Below are 16,757 nucleotides of genomic sequence, written 5' to 3'. Positions count from 1 at the left end.
CCGCTGACCGCTATCCCTTGGCGAACCGGACGCGGCGGGCCGCCGGGTCCGCCTCGACCAGGCGCAGGGGCACCATGCGGCCCTCCGGCAGCTCGGTGGCCGCCGCCTTGCCCAGCACGGGCGGGTCAGGCACGAACACCTCGGCGGAGTCGCCGTTGGCGCGCAGCACGACGGCGTCGAACTCCTCGCCGACGCGATCGGCCAGCACCCACGCCTCGACCTGGTCGAGACAGGCGCGGTCGACCCGGGCGGCGAGGCCGTCGGACGCCTCCATCAGCGCGGGCAGGGTGGGCAGGGCCTCGCGCACCCACGACGGCACCTCCGCGTCGGCCGACACCGCCAGGCACACCTCGGTGCCGAAGCGGTCGACCAGCCGCCGCAGCGGGGCGGTGACGTGCGCGTAGGGGGCGGCGATGCCCGCGTGCGAGGTCAGCTCGGGGGCCGTGCCGTCGAAGGCGGTGTACCCGGCGCCGCGCAGCAGGCGGGTGGCGTCCATCGACAGGGCCATCGCCGCGGGCGACGACGCGTCCAGGCGCGCCAGGACCTCCGCGGCGCTGTGCTCCTCCGGCCAGTCGATGCCCAGCGCGCCCGCCGAGTGGCGCAGCCAGGCCCGGTCCTCCTCGGTCGGGTCGGGCAGGGTGCGCAGCAGGCCGATGCCCGCGTCCAGCATCATCCGCGCCGCGGACATGCCGGTCAGCAGCGAGATCTCGGCGTTCCACGCGTCGACCCGGGTGCGGCCGCGCAGCACGAGCCGCCAGCCGCCGTCGACCCGCTCGACGTCCTGCTCGGGCAGCTGCAGCTCCAGCGCGCCGCGCCGGATGGCCGCCGAGCGGCGCAGCTCGCCCAGGGCGGGGAGCAGCGCGACCGAGGGATGCGGGTCCCCCGCGTCGACCGCTGCCTGCACGGACGCGTAGTCGAACTGCTCGGTGGAGCGCACCAGGGCGCGCTCGACCCGCACCGCCAGCGGTTCACCGGCGGCGTCGAGGTCCATCGTCCACAACGCGGAGGGCGCCACCTGCCCCGGCAAGAGGCTAGCGGCGCCCTCCGACAGAACCGCGGGATGCATCGGCACGGACCCGTCGGGCAGGTAGATCGTCTGTCCCCGCCGCCGCACCTCGGTGTCGACGGCCCCGCCGGGTGTCACGAACGCGCCGAGGTCGGCGATGGCGTAGTGCACCCGGAACCCGGAGTCGCCCAGGCGCTCGATGTGCACGGCCTGGTCGAGGTCCTTCGCGCCGGGCGGGTCGATGGTCACCAGCGGGATGTCGGTGCGGTCGACGCGCTCGCCCCGCGGTCCCGCGTCGACGGCGCGCTCGGCCTCGGCCAGCACCGCGTCCGGGAAGCGATCGGGCAGGCCGAACTCGGCGCGCACGCGGGAGAAGTCGCCTCGGCCCATCGCTGCGGTGTCCACCCCTGCACCCTATGCGGTGACGGCCGCCGCGGGGTCAGTCCTCGTCGTCGCCGCGCCACGCCCGGTCGGCGCGGTCGGCGGCCTCGGTGCGCTCGCGGGCGATCTGCAGCGCCCGCGCCGCGGTCTCCCGGTCCGGGTACGGGCCGAGCCGGTCGATCGCCTTGCCGACCGTGCCGTGCTCGACCTCGCCGGTGCGGGTGTTGTACCACCAGCCCTCGGGCGGGTTCGGGTCCTTGGCCATGATCGAGGTTAACCCCAACCCGGGCCCTGCCGCATCGGGAGACCGCGCGGCGGGGTGTCCTGGTTGGCGTTGAGCTGGTCGGCCGGGATCGGGTCGAGGCAGGACACCAGGACCTCGTAGGTCTCCGGGTTCTCGATGCGGCGGCCGTTGCGCTCGCGGTAGACGAGCTCGCCGTCGGCGTCGATCTCCACCATGCAGCCGACCTCGGCGAGCTGCTCCTCGTCGAGGTCGACCAGCCGCTCCCTGCGGGAGGGCACGACCCGGTACTCCGGCCACTCCAGGTGCGCATACACCTGGTGGAACTCGTAGAGCAGGTACGCCATCTGCTGCTGCCACGGCAGCGGCATGGCCTCGGCCAGCGAGCGCGGCAGCACCGCGTACCCCGGGCTGACGCCGGGACGGCGCGCGGAGTCGAGGAAGTCGCGCAGCGGCGTGCTGGAGGCGGGCGGGCCCGGATGCCGCGGCAGCGGCTCCGGGGAGTACATGGTCATGCCTTCTCCTAGACGCCGGGGCGGACCGCGTAGTCCATGAGCCCGCCCTCGGTCCACTCGATGGAACGGATGTGCACCGGGACGCCGGTCTGCTGCGCCTCCACCATCTTCCCGTCTCCGAGGTACATCGCCACGTGGTGGATGGTGCGCGGGTCGCTGGTGTCGCGCGCCCAGAACAGCAGGTCACCCGGCTGGGCCTTCTCGACCGGCAGGTACGCCCCGGCGCGCCACTGCTCGCGGGACGTGCGCGGCAGGCTGATCCCGGCGTCGCGGTAGGCCTGCAGCATCAGGCTGGAGCAGTCGAAGGAGTTCTGGTGCGTGGTGAGCGCGCCCCACTGGTACGGCTTGCCCTGCTGCCCGAGCGCGAACTGGATGGCCTCGCCCGCGGCCTTCGTCGGCGCGGGCAGCAGGCGGCCCCTGTCCTCGCCGCAGCCGGAGGCGTTGACGACGTCGCCGAGGTCGCCGATGAGGTGGGTCGCCATCGCCTCCCACCGGTGGTACCGGTCGGGGTAGGCCGAGCGCTCGACGTCCTGCGCGGAGTCGCCGGGCCGCTGGGTGTCCCAGTTGGGCACGGTCAGCAGCACGTCGTAGAACTTGTTGATCGCGTACTCGGGGTTGATGACCTGCGCGGGCGTTCCCCAGCCCATGGACGGCCGCATCTGGAAGATGCCGAGGGAGTCGCGGTCGCCGTAATCGAGCGGGCGCAGGCCGGACTCGGTCATGCCCGCCTGGATGGCGATCTGCCAGGCGCGCGGCGGGAGCTTGCGCTCCTTGCCGATCGCGATGATCGAGGTCACCGTGGCCAGCTGGTCGTCGGTCAGCCGGGCGGCGTCGCCCGCCCCGGTGCCGGGGGCGCCCTGGGTGGTGGGCCCGAGGGCGGCGTTGCAGGACACCGTCTGGTAGGCCGCCGCGTCGGCGGCGTGGTCGCGTTGGATCAGCGTCAGCGCACCGGTGCCGATCGCGGTCACCACGCCGACCACGGCGACCCCGGCGACGATCACCGCGCCCCGCATGTCAGCCCTCCCCCTCGGTGTAGTCCGACACCCGCCAGCCCTGCTCGGTCTCGATCAGGGTCAGCCGCAGCACCGCCTTGTCCGTCGGCACGTCGATCACCACGGACTTGTCGTAGGAGACCACGACGCGGGGCTCGCCGGTGACCGCTGTGGCGAAGACGTTGCGGGGATCGACGCTGTCGAGGGCCACCATGTACTCGACGTCGGTGAAGGGCCGCAGCTGTTCGCGCCACGTCTCCGGGCTGATGCCCTCGGGGTGGGTCACGAACGCGGTCGCCCATTCCTTCGCCACGCCCAGCGCCTCGGGCGCGGGCGGCGCCGACGACGGGGTGAGCGTGGGCTCGACGCGCGTCTCCGTGGCGGTCGCCGTCCCGCCCGCGCCGGGCGGCACGACGACCGTGCGCGAGCCGAACACCTTCGTCTCGGACGTCTGAGTGGACGTGCCCGAGGCGCGCGGGGTGTCGGTGCCCGCGAGCTTGGGGATGAGGATGCCCGCCGCGGTGATCAGCAGCGCGGCGACGAACGCGGCGACGGCCAGGTGCCGGGGCGAGCGCAGCGGCCAGCCCCACAGCTTCCGGTACACCGCGGCCCGGCCGCGGTTGGTGCGGATCGGCACGCGGTCACCTCACCAGCTGGTCGGTGTCGCGCGGGCCGTCGTGGCGCGGCAGCGGGCGCCGCACCGGCTCGGGAGCCACCTCCAGCCCGCGGGAGGGCCGGTAGACCACGTGCACCGGCCTGCCCGCGACCACCTCGACGTCGGCGGGACGGGCCTGCGGCGCGGGCAGCGCGTCGGCGGGCTCGCCCGGCACCCGGGACGGCACGACGACGGCGTCCTCGCCGCGGTCCCAGCCGCGGTCGGCCACCGGCACGGTGTCCGCCGTCCGGCTGCGCGGCACCAGGTAGGACGCCGACCGCGTGACCACGTCGCCCGGGGCGTCGGCCGCGGGGCCGAGCAGCGTCTGCGCGCCGCCGATCGCCGGGCGCGGGGCGCCGATGGCCGCGCGGGTGGCGTCCATCCGCTCGGCGTGCACGGTGACCGGGTTGGCGGCCTCCGGCCGGTGCCGCCTGCCGCCGCGCACCAGCACCCCGGACTCGCCGACGTGCTCGTCCTCGTCGCGCAGGTTCTCCCAGAAGGCGTCCTGCGGGGTCGGGCCCGCGTGCTTGTTGCGGCGGAACCGGGAGAAGATGCCCGTCCCCGGCGCGCTGACCGTCGCGCCCGCCGCGCCGACGGACATCTCCAGCATCTGCCACATCCGGCGCATGGGCCTGCCGACGAGGAAGAACACGAACGTCACGATGGCCGCGAGCAGCATCTGCGTGAGCAGCGACAACCCGGCGTCCGGGGAGAAGATCAGCTCGAGGAACTTGAAGTGGATGCCCGCCAGCATGGCCAGCACCAGCACGTTCAGCACCACCGCGCCGACCGCGCGGCCGACGCGGCGCAGGATGTCGTGGTGCACGAGCGCCACCAGGCCGATCACCGGCGCGGCCAGCGCGAGGATGCGCAGCAGCAGCTGGGCCAGCAGCACCGACAGCTTGGCGAAGAACTGGAACAGCGAGTAGAAGATCGACTGGAGCAGGGCGAGCACTCCGGCGCCCGTCCGGCTGCCGTCGGTGCCCTTGAAGTAGCCCGCCGCGGGGCCGAGTTCGGCCGCGATGGCCCGGTACTCGGCCTTCTTCTGCTGCTCGGCGGCGTTGTCGGCGTCGCGGCCGCTGACCACGTCGTCGCGCGTCCACGCCTGGGCGGCCAGCAGCCGCTCCCCGAACCGCTCGGCCTGCGGCGAGTCCGGGCTGCCGAACTCCCCGCGCAGCCAGTTCTCGTAGACGACCTTGTTGTGCAGCGCGGTGGGCAGGATGTCGTAGTCGACGCGGCTCTCCCCCGGGTCGACGAAGCCCGCCTGGATGCCGGTCGTGGTGCGCACGATGAGGTCGTCGACCTTGTCGTAGTTGGTGACCATCACCAGCGACGACGCCGCCAGCCACATGCCGCCCATGGCGAACAGGGCGCGTTTGCTGACCGTGGCCAGGTCGCCCTTCCAGATCTGGCGGAACATCAGGATCGCCAGGATCAGCGCGAACACGCTGAACAGCTGGGCGTAGACGTTGTCGAAGATCGACTGCGCAGCCTCGCCGATCTGCTCGTTGAGCCCGCCGAGGATGCCGCCGTCGAGCAGCGTGTAGTGCAGCGAGTTGGTCGCCCCGACCACGATCTTGGCCAGGTTGAACAGCTCGTTGCCCGCCCAGTTGTCGATCGTGGCGCCCGGGTCGGACACGCCGCTGGGCACCAGCCCGTTGCAGGACTCGTCGTAGACGTGCCAGACCTGGCCCGCGAACCCGTACACCTGGTACGGCGTGCCCGCCTCGCCGTTGCCCTTGGGCGGGTCGATCGCGCCGACCATGCCCGCGCCCGGCCGCTCCGGGTTCGGCACGCAGTCCAGCTCCTGCGCCATCGCCGGGCTGCCGATGACGGTGTGCAGGCCGACGATGCCGATCACGACGGCCATCGCGGCCCGGCGGCCCAACTCCCCCCTCCGCATTCGCCGCACCGCGGTCAGCAGCGCGACGGCCGCCACCACCAGAAGAATCGTGATCATGGGGCCCCTGCCAATCTCACTGATCCGGTGTTCATGCCGCGTCCTCGCGGCCGGGCTTCTTGCCGTCCTCCGGCGGTGGCGGGTCGGTGGGCTCGCCGCCGATGTAGTCCTCTTCGGTCAGGCCGAGCTCGAACTCGGCCGCGCGCTCGAACTCCTCGTCGCTGGGCGCGGCGGCCTCGATCTGCTCGCGGGGCTGGGGTTCGGGGATCACCGGGGCGTGCGGGGCGGTGGCCTCCGGGAGCACGCGTTCGCGCTGGGCGTCCGGGGTGGTGTCCATGACCGCGCGCAGGTGGTCGAGGTGCCCGCCGGAGAGGTCGATGCGGATGCGCTCCACGCCGCCCGCGCCGTCGCCGAAGATGAACTGGCGCGGGGCGGTGTCGCGCTCGACGAGGCCGCGGTGGCTGCCCGGCCTGCGGCCCAGGCTGGCCACGACCTGCTCGTAGCCCGCGCCGACCGGCACCTTGAGCAGGCGCAGCGCGTCCGCCTGGGCCTGGTCGTCGTCCAGCCTGCCGATGAAGACCGAGTCCAGCAGGGCCACGAACCCCTGGATGCGCAGGAAGTCCGCCGGGATCTGCGAGGACAGCAGCACGCGCACGTTCCACTTGCGGGAGTCGCGGGCGAAGCGGTTCATCAGCACGCGGCCGGTCGGGACCTCGGAGAGGAAGAACGCCTCGTCGATCCAGACGCCCTTGCGCAGGTCCTTGGGCCGGTCGTAGATGGAGCGCTGGGTCAGCCACGCTGCCAGGTTCAGCATCTCCACGCCGAGCGCCTCGGCGTCGGTCCAGTGCTCGCGGCCGACGCCGTCCTTGGGCAGGGTCAGCCCGGCCATGGTCAGCACGGTGAGCCGGTCGTCGCGCTGCTCGTCGTAGGGGTCGGCGCCGCGCTCGGGGATGAGCAGCGACATGCGCTCCTTCATCTCGTCGAGGAAGTCGGCGACGACGACGGCGTGCTCGTGGTGCTCGCTGGCGTCGCGGCGCAGCGCGTCGAACACCAGGCTCGGGTCGGCGTCGGCGCGGCCGCCGACGGTCCGCACCGCGCGCAGCAGCACGATCCGGGACTGCGGCAGGCGCGCGACCTCGTACGGGAGCAGACCGGTGAGCACGTCCAGCACGAGGCGACGGCGGGTGGCGGCGGCCAGCGCCTTCTCCCTGCGCCACGCGCGCTCGGGGTCCTCGTCGTCGAGGAAGTGCTCCAGCCTCGGCTCGGCGACGACCCGGTACGGGTTGAGGATGCCCGCCTGGGCGTTGAGCAGGTTGATCGGCCGCGCGTACGGCCGCAGCTCGGGCAGGTCGCACAGCTTGGCCAGCGGGCCGGACGGGTCCAGCACCGTCCAGTGCGCGCCCGCGCGCAGCGTCTTGTAGACGATGCCGCCGCCGAGGAACGACTTGCCGCCGCCGAGCCCGGCGACCATGGCGGTCAGGCCGGAGCCGTCCCTGATCTCCTGGGCCATCCACGGGTCCCAGGCGACCGGACGCCGGGTCGCCGTGCAGGTCTCGCCGAGCAGGATGCCGCGCCGGTCGCCGACCTCCGCGGTCGCGGTCGGCACGGCGGACGCCGCCCAGACCACCGAGCCACGGCGCATGTAGGCGCTGGAGGCCAGCGGCTCGCCGGGGATGAACTCCCTGGCCATGGCGTACTGGGCCTCGGGGTGCTCGATGGCGACCTTGGGCTTGTAGAGGTCGAGGAGCTGCTGGGCCAGCCGCAGCGCGTCGCGCTCGGTCGGGCCGGACACCGCCAGCCGCCACCACGAGCGCACCCGGGTGGCCAGGGCGGTGAAGCCCGAGGTCATCTCGTCGTCGATCTCCAGCACCCGCGACGCCTGCCGGGCCAGCGACTGCGGCGGCTCCAGCTCGTGCTCGTCGGTGTAGTGCTTGACCTGCGAGCGGACCTTGTTCATCTGCCGCTGCAGCTCGCCGGAGACCTCCTCGGGCCTGCGGACGTAGATGCGCGCGGACCACTCGACCGAGCCGGGCAGGCGGTCGCTGCGCTGCACCCACGGGTCGTCGACCTCGGGGATCTGCAGGCCGTGCATCATGCCGACGGTCAGCACGCAGACGTGCCGCGCGACCCCGGCGTTGGAGCCGGTGCGGCCGCGCACGACGACGGTCGGCGAGTAGGGCTCCTGGTGGAAGTCGGCGGCGTCGGTGAAGCTGGCCAGGTCCTCCGGCTCCCAGGCCGCGCCCGGCACCGCGGGCATGTTGCGCGGCGCGGGCAGTCCCAGCGAGCACGAGCGGTGCATCAGCCAGGACATCTCCTCGGCGGTGACCGGGCGGCCCTCCAGCCCGGCCGAGCCCAGCACCTGGTCGAGGTGCTCGACCTCGCTCTCGATGGCCAGCAGCTCGGCGTCGACGGCCTCGGGGAAGACCTTGCGCAGCAGCGGGGCGGCCCGCTCGACGGCCCGGTCGACCACGTTGCGGGTCTGCACCTGGACGCCGAGGTAGACCTCCTTCTCGGCCATCGAGCGGCCCATGAGCTGCTGCTGCTCGCCGACGAGGTAGTCGTCGAAGCTGAGCGCGCCCGGCACGTCCGGCAGCCGGTTGACGGCGTTGTGCACGTGGGCCTCGGCCCACATCCGGATCGGGTACGGGCGGGTCGTCACGCGCAGGTGCAGCCAGCGGCCCGACAGCTCGGCGTACTGGCCCGCGATCGCGGCGATCAGGTCCTGGCGCTGGGAGTCCGAGCGGAACGACCAGCGCTGCGGCGCCAGCCGGTACCAGGCGAAGACGTCGTTGCCGGTGCGCAGCAGGTGCCCGTCGATGCTGCGGGCGGCGATCTCCGGGGTGTAGCTGGGGATCGACGACTCGCCGGGCAGCCGCTTGCCGCGCTTGGGCGGCGCGGGCGGCTCGTAGCGCACCGGTCCACCGTTGCCCGCGTGGCCCCGCGGTGTCTGGTGCCGCGCGAGCTCCCGCCGCTCGCGCTTACGGCCTCCGAACACCGCTGACCTCCGCAATCCCCTTGGCAGGCATCCTGTTTTCCCGCGCGCCGGTCTCCGGCGACCGGCGACCGCGCGGCTTCCTCCTGGGCAGTTCCGCGCGCACGCGGACCTGCGCCGCGCTGGCCGCGCCGCCAGCGGCGGCCTCGGTCTCGCGCGGCGCGGTGAGTTCGCGGACCCACATGGTGAGCACGGCGCCCAGCGGGCGCTCGTGGCTGATCCGCGAGCAGATGACCATCGTGATGCCGATGGTGAGGACCATCCCCCAGGCGAACGACCAGAACAGGCTGACGCCGATGTTGCGGAGGACGGTCAGGACCAGCAGATAGACGACGGTGCCGACTCCCCAGGCCACGTAGCGGGCCCGCCACGGGAAAGTCGCCTTGGGCGGACCGAGCCAGACGGCGTCGACCCGGTAGACCTCGTCGTCGGTGCGTATCCGCACGTGCGCGCCCCCGGCCCGTCAGCTGTTCGTGGTGAACAGCCCGGCGATCCACTCGCCGATGGCGACACCGCCGTTGGTGACCGCAAGGCCGATGATCGCCAGCGCGACGATCACCCCGCCCAGCCTGCGCATCACGCCGGAGTTGTCCCCCTTGCCGCCGCCGAGCCAGAGCAGCAGCAGCGCCACGACCAGCAACAGCAGGGGGATGATGTTCTCGAGCAGCCAGTTGCGGACGTTGCCGGTCCCGATGTTGTTGGCGGGCTCCTGTTGGGCCAACTCGGTGAGCGAGGCGAGGAACGCGGTGGTCATGTCTTCTCCCAAGTGCGCGGAGATGGTGCTCTGCGCGGCCTATGCCTGCCGTGCCTGTCGAAGTAGAGCACGTCGGGCACATGATTGTCATTACGAACGGTAGCTAGGTGTGAGCGTTCCGTTGATCCACTCGATCCTCCATGCGGCCGTGCGCTGTCATCTGACCACACCCCATCATCATCCGGACAGGGCCCGCTGGACGCCACGACCACCCGATTTTCCTAGTGCCCACCCTGTTTCACCCGGCTGCGACCTTGGCGGCGACGCAGCGTGGGTGAACTCACAGATCGACTAAACGGTTTCGCGCGGCGAAGTTACTCCGTTCGGTGTATGGCAGACGTTGGGCGGGCGAGTCGGACCGTAAGCCGGATTCTGTCCCCGGTCGCCCGGGTGGCGGCCATCCATCTGGGCCTGGCGTCGCCGCCAGGCTCGTGCGGCCTACCCGCAGGCTCGGGCGGGCCGCCCTCGAACGCCTGCGCAGCAGGACCCTCTCGGGTCCGCCTCTTGGCCTTGCTCCGGGTGGGGTTTGCCGAGCCGCCCCGGTCACCCGGGGCGCTGGTGGTCTCTTACACCACCGTTTCACCCTTACCTGGCCTGTTGGCCAGGCGGTTTGCTTTCTGTGGCACTGTCCCGCGGGTCACCCCGGGTTGCCGCTAGCAACCACCCTGCCCTGCGGAGTCCGGACTTTCCTCGACTGCCGTTCCCGACCGCCGCGGCCGCCCTGCCGACTCGCCCGCGCCGTCAAGGATATCCAGAGCATGGACGGCGTTGCCGCACCCGGTCGGCCACTGCTCTACTGACGATCATGGAACCGGCCGTCGTCGTCTCCGGGGGCAGGACCCCCGGCGGTGCCGTCGGTCTGCTCGCCGAGCACGCCTCGGCTGTGCTGGACGGCTTCGGGCACCCGGTGGCGCTGATCGAGGCCTGCGCGCTACCAGCGGTGGCGCTGCTGGAGTGCGATCGGTCCGACCCGGCGATCGCGGCCGCGCTGGCCGACCTCGCGGGCGCGCGCGGCATGGTGCTCGTCGCGCCCGTCAACCGGGCCGCGCACTGCGGGCTGGTCAAGTCCGTGCTCGACCTGCTGCCCCGCGGCGCGCTGGCCGGGTTGCCGATCCTGCCGGTGACCACGGGCGGGCGGCAGGGCCGGGGCGCGGTCGAGTTCTGCGTCACACCGCTGCTGCGCGAGCTGGGCGCGACCCGCCTGCTGCGCGGGCCGTTCGTCCCGGAGGCCGACCTCGCCGCCGGGGTGCCCGCGCGGGTGGCCGACGCGCTGGCCGAGTTCTCCCTCGCCGTCGGCCGCAGGCGGCGGCTGGCCGGTTAGCCCAGGTGGGAGATGTCGTTGACCAGCCGCACGGAGGCGTTGCCGTCGGGGTAGAACTCCGCGATCGACAGCGACGCGAGGTCGAGGTGCAGGCGGAACAGCAGGCTCGGGCCCGCGTCCAGCGCCATCCGCAGCAGCGACTTGATCGGCGTGACGTGGCTGACCACGATCACCGTCCGGCCAGCGTGCCGCTCCAGCAACTCGTCGCGGACCCCGGCGACCCGGCGGTGCACGACGTCGAAGCTCTCCCCGCCCGGTGCGGGCACGGTCGGGTCGGACAGCCAGCGCGTGTGCAGCGCGGGATCGCGCTCGCTCGCCTCGGCGAAGGTCAGGCCCTCCCAGTCGCCGAAGTCCGTCTCGATCAGGCCGGGGTGGGTGGTCACCTCGCCGCCGGTCGCCTCGGCGACGGCCCGCGCGGTGACCATCGTCCTGATCAGCGGGGACGACACGATGGGCGTGGCCGCGCCGACGCCGTCGAGCTTGGCGACGCGGCGGGCGGCGGCCTCGGCCTGGGCGCGGCCCAGCTCGGTCGGCTCGACGTCGCCCCGGCCGGAGTAGCGGCGCTCGGCGGACATCGGGGTCTGGCCGTGGCGCAGCAGCAGGAGCCGGGTGGGCTCGCCGCGGGCGCCGGTCCAGGCCGCCGGGGTGGTGCGCCTGCCCTCCTGGGCGTCCATGGCCTCGTTGGCCAGCCGGTCGGCGTGGGCGTTGGCCGCGCGCGGGATCCAGGTGTAGGCGATCCGCGCGAAGCGGCCCGCGAGCTGGCGGGCCTGGCTCGCCAGCGGGCGCAGGCCCGGGTGCTTGACCTGCCAGCGGCCCGCCATCTGCTCGACGACTAGCTTGGAGTCCATCCGGACCTCGACGTCGTCGGCGCCCAGCTCCAGCGCCGCCTCCAGGCCCGCGATGAGCCCGCCGTACTCGGCGACGTTGTTCGTGGCCACGCCGATGGCCTCGGACCGCTCGGCCAGCAGCGCGCCGGTGTCGGCGTCGAACACGGCCGCGCCGTAGCCCGCGGGCCCCGGGTTGCCCCGGGAGCCGCCGTCGGCCTCGACGCGGACCCTCACAGGCCCGACTCCGCCGTGCGCACCAGGATCACGCCGCACTCCTCGCACTCGACGACCTCGTCGGGCGCGGTCTCCTTGATCACCGAGATCACCCGGCGGTCGAGTTCGAGCCTGCACGCCCCGCAGCGGCGGGCGCGCAGCAGCGCGGCGCCGATGCCCTTGGTCTTGCGCTTGCGCTCGTACTGGGCGACCAGCGGCTCGGGGAAGGTCGCGACCAGCTTGGCCCGGTCGGCGTCGCGGCGCGCCTGCTGGGAGTCGAGGTCGGCCAGGTTCTCCTGGTGGCGGTGGCGGACCTCGGCCAGCGCGGCCTCGGCCTTCTCCAGCTCGACGGCGGCGTGCTGGCCGTCGGCCTCGACGGCCTCGCGGCGCTCCATCAGCTCCAGCAGGTCGTCCTCCAGGGCAGCCTTGCGCCGGACGAGGCTCTCCAGCTCGTGTTCGAGGTCGGCGACCTGCCGGGCGCCTGCGCCCGCGTCCAGGAGCTTGCGGTCGCGCTCCTCGCGGGCGCGGACCGCGTCGATCTCCTTCTCCTGGCGGGCGACCTCGCGGTCGAGGTCGTCGAGCTGGGTCTGCACCGCGACCCGGGCGTCGCGGCGGGCCCGCACCGCCTTCTCCGCCTCGGCGATCTCGGCCAGCTCCGGGGCGGTGCGGCGGCGGTGATCGATGCGGTTCAGCTCCGCGTCGACCTCGGCGAGGTCGAGCAGGCCGCGCTGGACGGCGGGGTCGGCTTTCACCGGGTGGACCTCCGGGTGGTCGGCGCGCCCGCGGCCTGGCAGGTCCAGGGGTCGGTTCGGCGCGTGGAGACGTGGATCTCGACCGTACCGCCGAGCGCGGCCCGCAGGACGCCCGCCGCCTGGCCGCACCACGGCCACTCGCTGGCCCAGTGGGCGACGTCGACGAGCGCGGGGGCGCCGGGCACGGCCAGGTGCTCGCCCGCGGGGTGGTGGCGCAGGTCGGCGGTGACGTAGGCGTCGACACCGGCGGCGGTGGCGGCGGCCAGGTAGGAGTCGCCCGCCCCGCCGGAGACGGCGACGGTCCTGATCGGGCGGTTGGCGTCGCCCGCTGCGCGGACGCCGCCCTCGGTGCCCGGCAGGGCGCGGGCGACGCGCTCGACGAACACGGCGAACGGCTCGGCCTCGGGGAGTCGGCCGACGCGGCCGATACCGGTGCGGCCGTCGGGGTTGGGGTTGAGGGGCGCGGTGACGGTCAGGCCGATCGCCTCGGCGAGGGCGTCGGACACGCCGGGGTCGGCGGCGTCGGCGTTGGTGTGCGCGCAGAACAGCGCGATGCCCGCGCGGACCATGCGGTGGACCAGCGCGCCCTTGGGGGTGTCCGCGGGGACGCCGTGCACGCCGCGCAGCAGCAGCGGGTGGTGGGCGACGATCAGCTGGGCGCCGGTCTCGACGGCCTCGTCGACGGTGTCCGCCGTGGGGTCGACGCAGACGAGGACGCGGGTGATCTCCTCGGCGGGGTCGCCGCAGACCAGGCCGACCGCGTCCCAGCCCTCGGCGAGCGCGGGCGGGTAGGCGGCCTCGAGCGCGGCGATCGCGTCGGCCACGGTCGTCACAGGCAGACCTCCAGGGCTTTCAGCAGCGGCGCGCACTGCTCCGGCGGGCGGACGGCGACGCGCAGGTGGTTGGGGCCGAGCCCGGGGAAGGTGTCGGCGCGGCGGACGGCGACCCCGTGCTCGCGCAGGCTGGTGCGCAGGCGTTCCCCGTGGGGGTGTTCTATCAGGAGGAACGGGGCGTGCGCAGGTCCGTGGACGGTGACGCCCAGGGCGGCCAGCTCGCGGGCGAGGTGGTCGCGGTGGCGGGCGTACTCGGCGGCGATCTCGTCGGTGGGCGCGTCGCTGCAGGCGATCACCGCGTGCAGGGCGAGCGTGCCGACCGGCCACTGTGGACGATGGCGGGCGAGGGCGGCCAGGGTGTCGGGGTGGCCGACGGCGTAGCCCGCGCGCAGGCCGGGCAGCGCCCACATCTTGGTGAGGCTGCGGAAGACCAGCACGTCGCGGTCGCCGGTGAGGGTCTCCGGCTCGCCGGGGACGGCGTCCATGAAGGCCTCGTCGACCAGGACGGTTCGCCCGCGGCGAACGAGGGAGCGGATGGCGTCGGCGCTGTGTAGCGTGGATGTCGGGTTGGTTGGGTTGCCGATCACGACCAGATCGGCGTCGTCGGAGACGCGCTCCGGGTGCAGCGCGAAGCCGTCCTCCGCGTCGAGGAGGACGTGCCGCACGGGCACCCCGGCGGCGCGCAGGGCGACTTCCGGTTCGGTGAACGACGGGTGGATCAGCGCCGCCGTCACCGGGCGAAGGTTCGGCAGGAGCGCGAAGCCCTCCGCGGAGCCGTTGAGGATCAGGACGTCGTCGGGGTCGCGGCCGTGCCGCCGGGCGACGGCCTCGCGGGCCGCGCGGTCGTCCTCCGCCGACGGGTAGCGGCCGATGTGGTCGAGCGCGTCGACCAGCCGTCGCCGCAGCCACTCCGGCGGCCGCTCGCCGCGGACGTTCACGGCGAAGTCGGCGAGGCCGGGCGCGGCGTCGACGTCACCGTGGTGGCGCAGCGGGTCCGTGTCCATCGCAGGGAGTTTAGGCGGGTCACCGCGCCCTGATGAGGAGCCGGGTCTGCGCCCAGAGCCCGTCGAGCACGCCCGGGTCGTCGGCGAGCCGGGCGAACAGCACCATGCCCTCCAGGTGCGCGAGCACGGCACGGGCGGTCGGGGCGACGTCGAGGTCGGCGGGGACCGCGCCCTCGGCCACCGCGTCGGCGAGCGCGCGGGCCACGAGGTCGGTCTGCTCGGCGAACACGGCCGCCACCCGGGCGCCCAGGTCGCCGTCTGCGGGGGTGACCTCGGTGGCGAGGTTGCCGAAGAGGCAGCCGCGGACGCGGCCGTGCGCTCGCTTGCCGTCGGCCTGGGCCGTCGCCTGGGCGCGGACGAGGCGCTCCAGGCGGGCGAGCGCGGGGTCGGGGCCGGACAGCTCGGCGGTCCAGACCGCGCGGCGCTGCGCCCAGTGCTGGTCGACGGCCTCGGCGGTGAGGGCCTGCTTGGACTCGAAGAAGTGGTAGAAGCTGCCCTTGCGCACGTCGGCGCGCGCGCAGATCTCGGCGACGCCGATGGCGGCGTAGCCGCGTTCGTGGATGAGGTCGCAGGCGCTGTCGAGCAGGCGTTCGCGCGCTGAGCTGGTTCGTCCCACGAGCGCAGTATACGACCGGTCAACTATTGCCCTCGTCACCCTTGACGCGGACTAGACGACCGGTCAACTATTCCGGTCACCGGTCGACTGAGCAGAGGAGTCGGGATGACCGAGGTACTGGTCGTGGTGGCGTTCCACAGCGGGCACGGGCACACGGCACGGCAGGCGGCGGCGGTCGCCGCGGGGGCGGCGGGGGTCGGCGGGGTGACCGCCGAGTTGCTCGACGTGGGCGACGTCGGTGAGGCGGGGTGGGCGCGGCTGGACGCGGCGGACGCGATCGTCTTCGGGTCGCCGACCTACATGGGCAGCCGATCGGCGGTGTTCCAGGCCTTCGCCGAGGCGAGCTCGACGGTGTGGGCGCAGGGGCGGTGGCGGGACAAGCTGGCGGCCGGGTTCACGAACTCGTCGGGCGTCAACGGCGACAAGCTGGGCACGCTGACCTCGCTGGCGATCTTCGCTGCCCAGCACGGCATGACCTGGGTGTCGCTCGGCCTGCCGCCGGGCTGGCTGTTCACCGCCGACGGGTCGCCCACCGACCTCAACCGGCTCGGCGGCTTCCTCGGCGCGCTCGCCCAGTCGCCCTCGGACGTGGGGCCGGACCTGGCGCCCCCGGACGCGGACCTGCGGACCGCGGCGCACCTGGGCGAGCGGGTCGCCGTGGCCGCGCGGCGGCTGGCGGCGGGCCGGGCGCTGGTGGGCGCCTGATGCGGCTGGAGAGGGTGCTCGGGATCGACGTGCCGGTCGTCCAGGGGCCCTTCGGCGGCAACCTGTCGACCGTGGCGCTGACCGCGGCGGTGTCGTCGGCGGGTGGGCTGGGCTCCTACGGGGCGCACCTGCTGGCCCCGGAGCGGATCACCGCGCTGGTCGCGGAGTTGCGCGCGGCGACGGCGCGGCCGTTCGCGGTGAACCTGTGGGTGCCCCAGCCCGGCGAGGACGTGCTGCCGACCGAGGAGGACGTCGCCCGGGTCCGGCCCTACCTGCGGGAGCTGGGCCTGCCCGACCCGGACACGACCGGGCCGCTGCTGCCCGACTTCGACGCGCAGCTCGACGCGCTGCTGGCCGCGGCGCCCCCGGTGATCAGCTTCGTGATGGGGCTGCCGCCCGCGGCCGCCGTCGCCGAGGCGAGGGCGCGGGGCATCGTCACGATCGGCACGGCCACGACCCCGGCCGAGGCCGTCGCCGTCGCGGCGGCCGGGCTGGACGTGGTGGTGGCATCGGGCAGCGACGCGGGCGGGCACCGGGGCGCGTTCCTGCGGCCGGTGGCCGAGTCGCTGGTGGGCACGTTCTCGCTGGTGCCGCAGGTGGTGGACGCCGTCGGCATCCCGGTGATCGCCGCGGGCGGCATCGCCGACGCGCGCGGGGTCGCCGCGGCCAGGGCGCTGGGCGCGGACGGCGTGCAGGTGGGCACCGGCTTCCTGGCCACGGCCGAGTCGGGCGCCTCCGCGGCGCACAAGGCGGCGCTGCACGGCCCCGGCGCCGAGGTCACGGTGCTGACCAGGGCGTTCACCGGGCGCACTGCCCGCGCGCAGCTCAACCGGCTGGTCGCCGAGCTGGCCGACGCGCCGGTGCCGCCGTACCCGGCGCAGAGCGCGTTGCTGCTGGACCTGCGCAGGGCGGCGGGCGCGGCGGGCGACGCCGACCTGATCAACCTGTGGTCGGGCCAGGCGGCGGCGCTCACCGCGCCCCGGACGGCGCGGGAGTACCTGGAACTGCTGACCGGGTGAACCGCCGGGCGTGGCCACGGGCCAGACTCGT

At 74.1% G+C, this 16,757-nt stretch carries 17 protein-coding genes and 1 other RNA gene; 3 read left to right on the top strand and 15 right to left on the bottom strand.

Annotated elements, in window-relative coordinates; genetic code table 11:
* Positions 1-10: 10 nt before the first annotated feature.
* The 10 genes from Actkin_RS04730 to rnpB all read right to left on the bottom strand — a co-directional run bounded on the left by Actkin_RS04730 (position 11) and on the right by rnpB (position 10,168).
* Positions 11-1,396 carry an RNB domain-containing ribonuclease gene (locus Actkin_RS04730; RefSeq protein WP_258907851.1) on the bottom strand — a complete coding sequence of 462 codons (1,386 nt, stop codon included), beginning with the start codon at positions 1,394-1,396 and terminating at the stop codon, positions 11-13.
* A gap of 49 nt (positions 1,397-1,445) precedes the next feature.
* Positions 1,446-1,652 carry a hypothetical protein gene (locus tag Actkin_RS04725; protein ID WP_189208220.1) on the bottom strand — a complete coding sequence of 69 codons (207 nt, stop codon included), beginning with the start codon at positions 1,650-1,652 and terminating at the stop codon, positions 1,446-1,448.
* A gap of 8 nt (positions 1,653-1,660) precedes the next feature.
* Positions 1,661-2,143: a hypothetical protein gene (locus tag Actkin_RS04720; protein ID WP_396122938.1), complete on the bottom strand. Its 483-nt coding sequence runs from the start codon at positions 2,141-2,143 to the stop codon at positions 1,661-1,663.
* An 8-nt stretch (positions 2,144-2,151) separates the two neighbouring features.
* Positions 2,152-3,156 (bottom strand): C40 family peptidase, encoded by a 1,005-nt coding sequence (locus tag Actkin_RS04715; protein ID WP_258906097.1) that lies wholly within the window; start codon positions 3,154-3,156, stop codon positions 2,152-2,154.
* A 1-nt stretch (position 3,157) separates the two neighbouring features.
* Positions 3,158-3,772: a hypothetical protein gene (locus tag Actkin_RS04710; protein ID WP_189208222.1), complete on the bottom strand. Its 615-nt coding sequence runs from the start codon at positions 3,770-3,772 to the stop codon at positions 3,158-3,160.
* A 4-nt stretch (positions 3,773-3,776) separates the two neighbouring features.
* Entirely contained in the window at positions 3,777-5,750 is a 1,974-nt protein-coding gene (locus Actkin_RS04705) for a magnesium transporter (protein WP_258906096.1), read from the bottom strand.
* A gap of 31 nt (positions 5,751-5,781) precedes the next feature.
* Positions 5,782-8,604: an ATP-binding protein gene (locus Actkin_RS04700; RefSeq protein ID WP_258907849.1), complete on the bottom strand. Its 2,823-nt coding sequence runs from the start codon at positions 8,602-8,604 to the stop codon at positions 5,782-5,784.
* Between the two features lie 64 nt (positions 8,605-8,668).
* Positions 8,669-9,127: a hypothetical protein gene (locus Actkin_RS04695; protein WP_229786383.1), complete on the bottom strand. Its 459-nt coding sequence runs from the start codon at positions 9,125-9,127 to the stop codon at positions 8,669-8,671.
* An 18-nt stretch (positions 9,128-9,145) separates the two neighbouring features.
* Entirely contained in the window at positions 9,146-9,436 is a 291-nt protein-coding gene (locus tag Actkin_RS04690) for a hypothetical protein (protein WP_189208224.1), read from the bottom strand.
* Positions 9,437-9,781: 345 nt separating this feature from the next.
* An RNA gene (gene rnpB, locus Actkin_RS04685) (RNase P RNA component class A) lies at positions 9,782-10,168 on the bottom strand.
* Positions 10,169-10,241: 73 nt separating this feature from the next.
* On the opposite strand from rnpB, the gene Actkin_RS04680 reads away from it, so the two are divergent.
* On the top strand, positions 10,242-10,757 hold the full coding sequence (locus tag Actkin_RS04680; protein ID WP_258906095.1) for an NAD(P)H-dependent oxidoreductase: 516 nt from the start codon (positions 10,242-10,244) through the stop codon (positions 10,755-10,757).
* On the opposite strand, the gene Actkin_RS04675 is transcribed toward Actkin_RS04680, so the two are convergent.
* The 5 genes from Actkin_RS04675 to Actkin_RS04655 are packed head-to-tail and all read right to left on the bottom strand — an operon-like array spanning position 10,754 to position 15,002.
* A complete protein-coding gene (locus Actkin_RS04675; RefSeq protein ID WP_258906093.1) occupies positions 10,754-11,818 on the bottom strand; it encodes a bifunctional RNase H/acid phosphatase in 1,065 nt (354 codons plus the stop codon). The two genes, Actkin_RS04680 and Actkin_RS04675, sit on opposite strands and share 4 nt — an antisense overlap.
* The gene (locus tag Actkin_RS04670; RefSeq protein WP_258906092.1) at positions 11,815-12,549 is read right to left on the bottom strand and encodes a zinc ribbon domain-containing protein; all 735 of its coding nucleotides are present in this window, start codon (positions 12,547-12,549) and stop codon (positions 11,815-11,817) included. The genes Actkin_RS04675 and Actkin_RS04670 overlap by 4 nt, the downstream gene beginning before the upstream one ends.
* Positions 12,546-13,382, bottom strand: coding sequence for a Nif3-like dinuclear metal center hexameric protein (locus Actkin_RS04665; RefSeq protein WP_189208228.1), 837 nt, complete (start codon positions 13,380-13,382; stop codon positions 12,546-12,548). Before Actkin_RS04665 ends, Actkin_RS04670 begins: the two co-directional genes overlap by 4 nt.
* Positions 13,379-14,386, bottom strand: coding sequence for an Rv2231c family histidinol phosphate aminotransferase CobC (cobC, locus tag Actkin_RS04660; protein ID WP_258906091.1), 1,008 nt, complete (start codon positions 14,384-14,386; stop codon positions 13,379-13,381). The genes Actkin_RS04665 and cobC overlap by 4 nt, the downstream gene beginning before the upstream one ends.
* 19 nt (positions 14,387-14,405) lie before the next feature.
* Entirely contained in the window at positions 14,406-15,002 is a 597-nt protein-coding gene (locus Actkin_RS04655) for a TetR/AcrR family transcriptional regulator (protein ID WP_258906090.1), read from the bottom strand.
* A gap of 105 nt (positions 15,003-15,107) precedes the next feature.
* Here Actkin_RS04655 and Actkin_RS04650 point away from each other — a divergent pair, with 105 nt between their 5' ends.
* Together Actkin_RS04650 and Actkin_RS04645 are read left to right on the top strand one after the other, a co-directional pair.
* Positions 15,108-15,707, top strand: a complete 600-nt coding sequence (locus Actkin_RS04650; RefSeq protein ID WP_258906089.1) for a flavodoxin family protein — start codon at positions 15,108-15,110, stop codon at positions 15,705-15,707.
* Positions 15,707-16,726 carry an NAD(P)H-dependent flavin oxidoreductase gene (locus Actkin_RS04645; protein ID WP_258906088.1) on the top strand — a complete coding sequence of 340 codons (1,020 nt, stop codon included), beginning with the start codon at positions 15,707-15,709 and terminating at the stop codon, positions 16,724-16,726. Before Actkin_RS04650 ends, Actkin_RS04645 begins: the two co-directional genes overlap by 1 nt.
* The last annotated feature ends 31 nt before the right edge of the window (positions 16,727-16,757 follow it).

It is taken from the genome of Actinokineospora sp. UTMC 2448 (assembly GCF_024760565.1).
Lineage (GTDB): Bacteria > Actinomycetota > Actinomycetes > Mycobacteriales > Pseudonocardiaceae > Actinokineospora > Actinokineospora fastidiosa.
This window is presented reverse-complemented; position numbering and strand designations above follow the sequence as displayed.

Excerpts from the sequence above, each read along its gene's own strand:
- Actkin_RS04730 (WP_258907851.1), bottom strand. The coding sequence starts at position 1,396 with ATGGGCCGAGGCGACTTCTCCCGCGTGCGCGCCGAGTTCGGCCTGCCC.
- Actkin_RS04725 (WP_189208220.1), bottom strand. The coding sequence starts at position 1,652 with ATGGCCAAGGACCCGAACCCGCCCGAGGGCTGGTGGTACAACACCCGC.
- Actkin_RS04720 (WP_396122938.1), bottom strand. The coding sequence starts at position 2,143 with ATGACCATGTACTCCCCGGAGCCGCTGCCGCGGCATCCGGGCCCGCCC.
- Actkin_RS04715 (WP_258906097.1), bottom strand. The coding sequence starts at position 3,156 with ATGCGGGGCGCGGTGATCGTCGCCGGGGTCGCCGTGGTCGGCGTGGTG.
- Actkin_RS04705 (WP_258906096.1), bottom strand. The coding sequence starts at position 5,750 with ATGATCACGATTCTTCTGGTGGTGGCGGCCGTCGCGCTGCTGACCGCG.
- Actkin_RS04690 (WP_189208224.1), bottom strand. The coding sequence starts at position 9,436 with ATGACCACCGCGTTCCTCGCCTCGCTCACCGAGTTGGCCCAACAGGAG.
- Actkin_RS04680 (WP_258906095.1), top strand. The coding sequence starts at position 10,242 with ATGGAACCGGCCGTCGTCGTCTCCGGGGGCAGGACCCCCGGCGGTGCC.
- cobC (WP_258906091.1), bottom strand. The coding sequence starts at position 14,386 with ATGGACACGGACCCGCTGCGCCACCACGGTGACGTCGACGCCGCGCCC.
- Actkin_RS04650 (WP_258906089.1), top strand. The coding sequence starts at position 15,108 with ATGACCGAGGTACTGGTCGTGGTGGCGTTCCACAGCGGGCACGGGCAC.
- Actkin_RS04645 (WP_258906088.1), top strand. The coding sequence starts at position 15,707 with ATGCGGCTGGAGAGGGTGCTCGGGATCGACGTGCCGGTCGTCCAGGGG.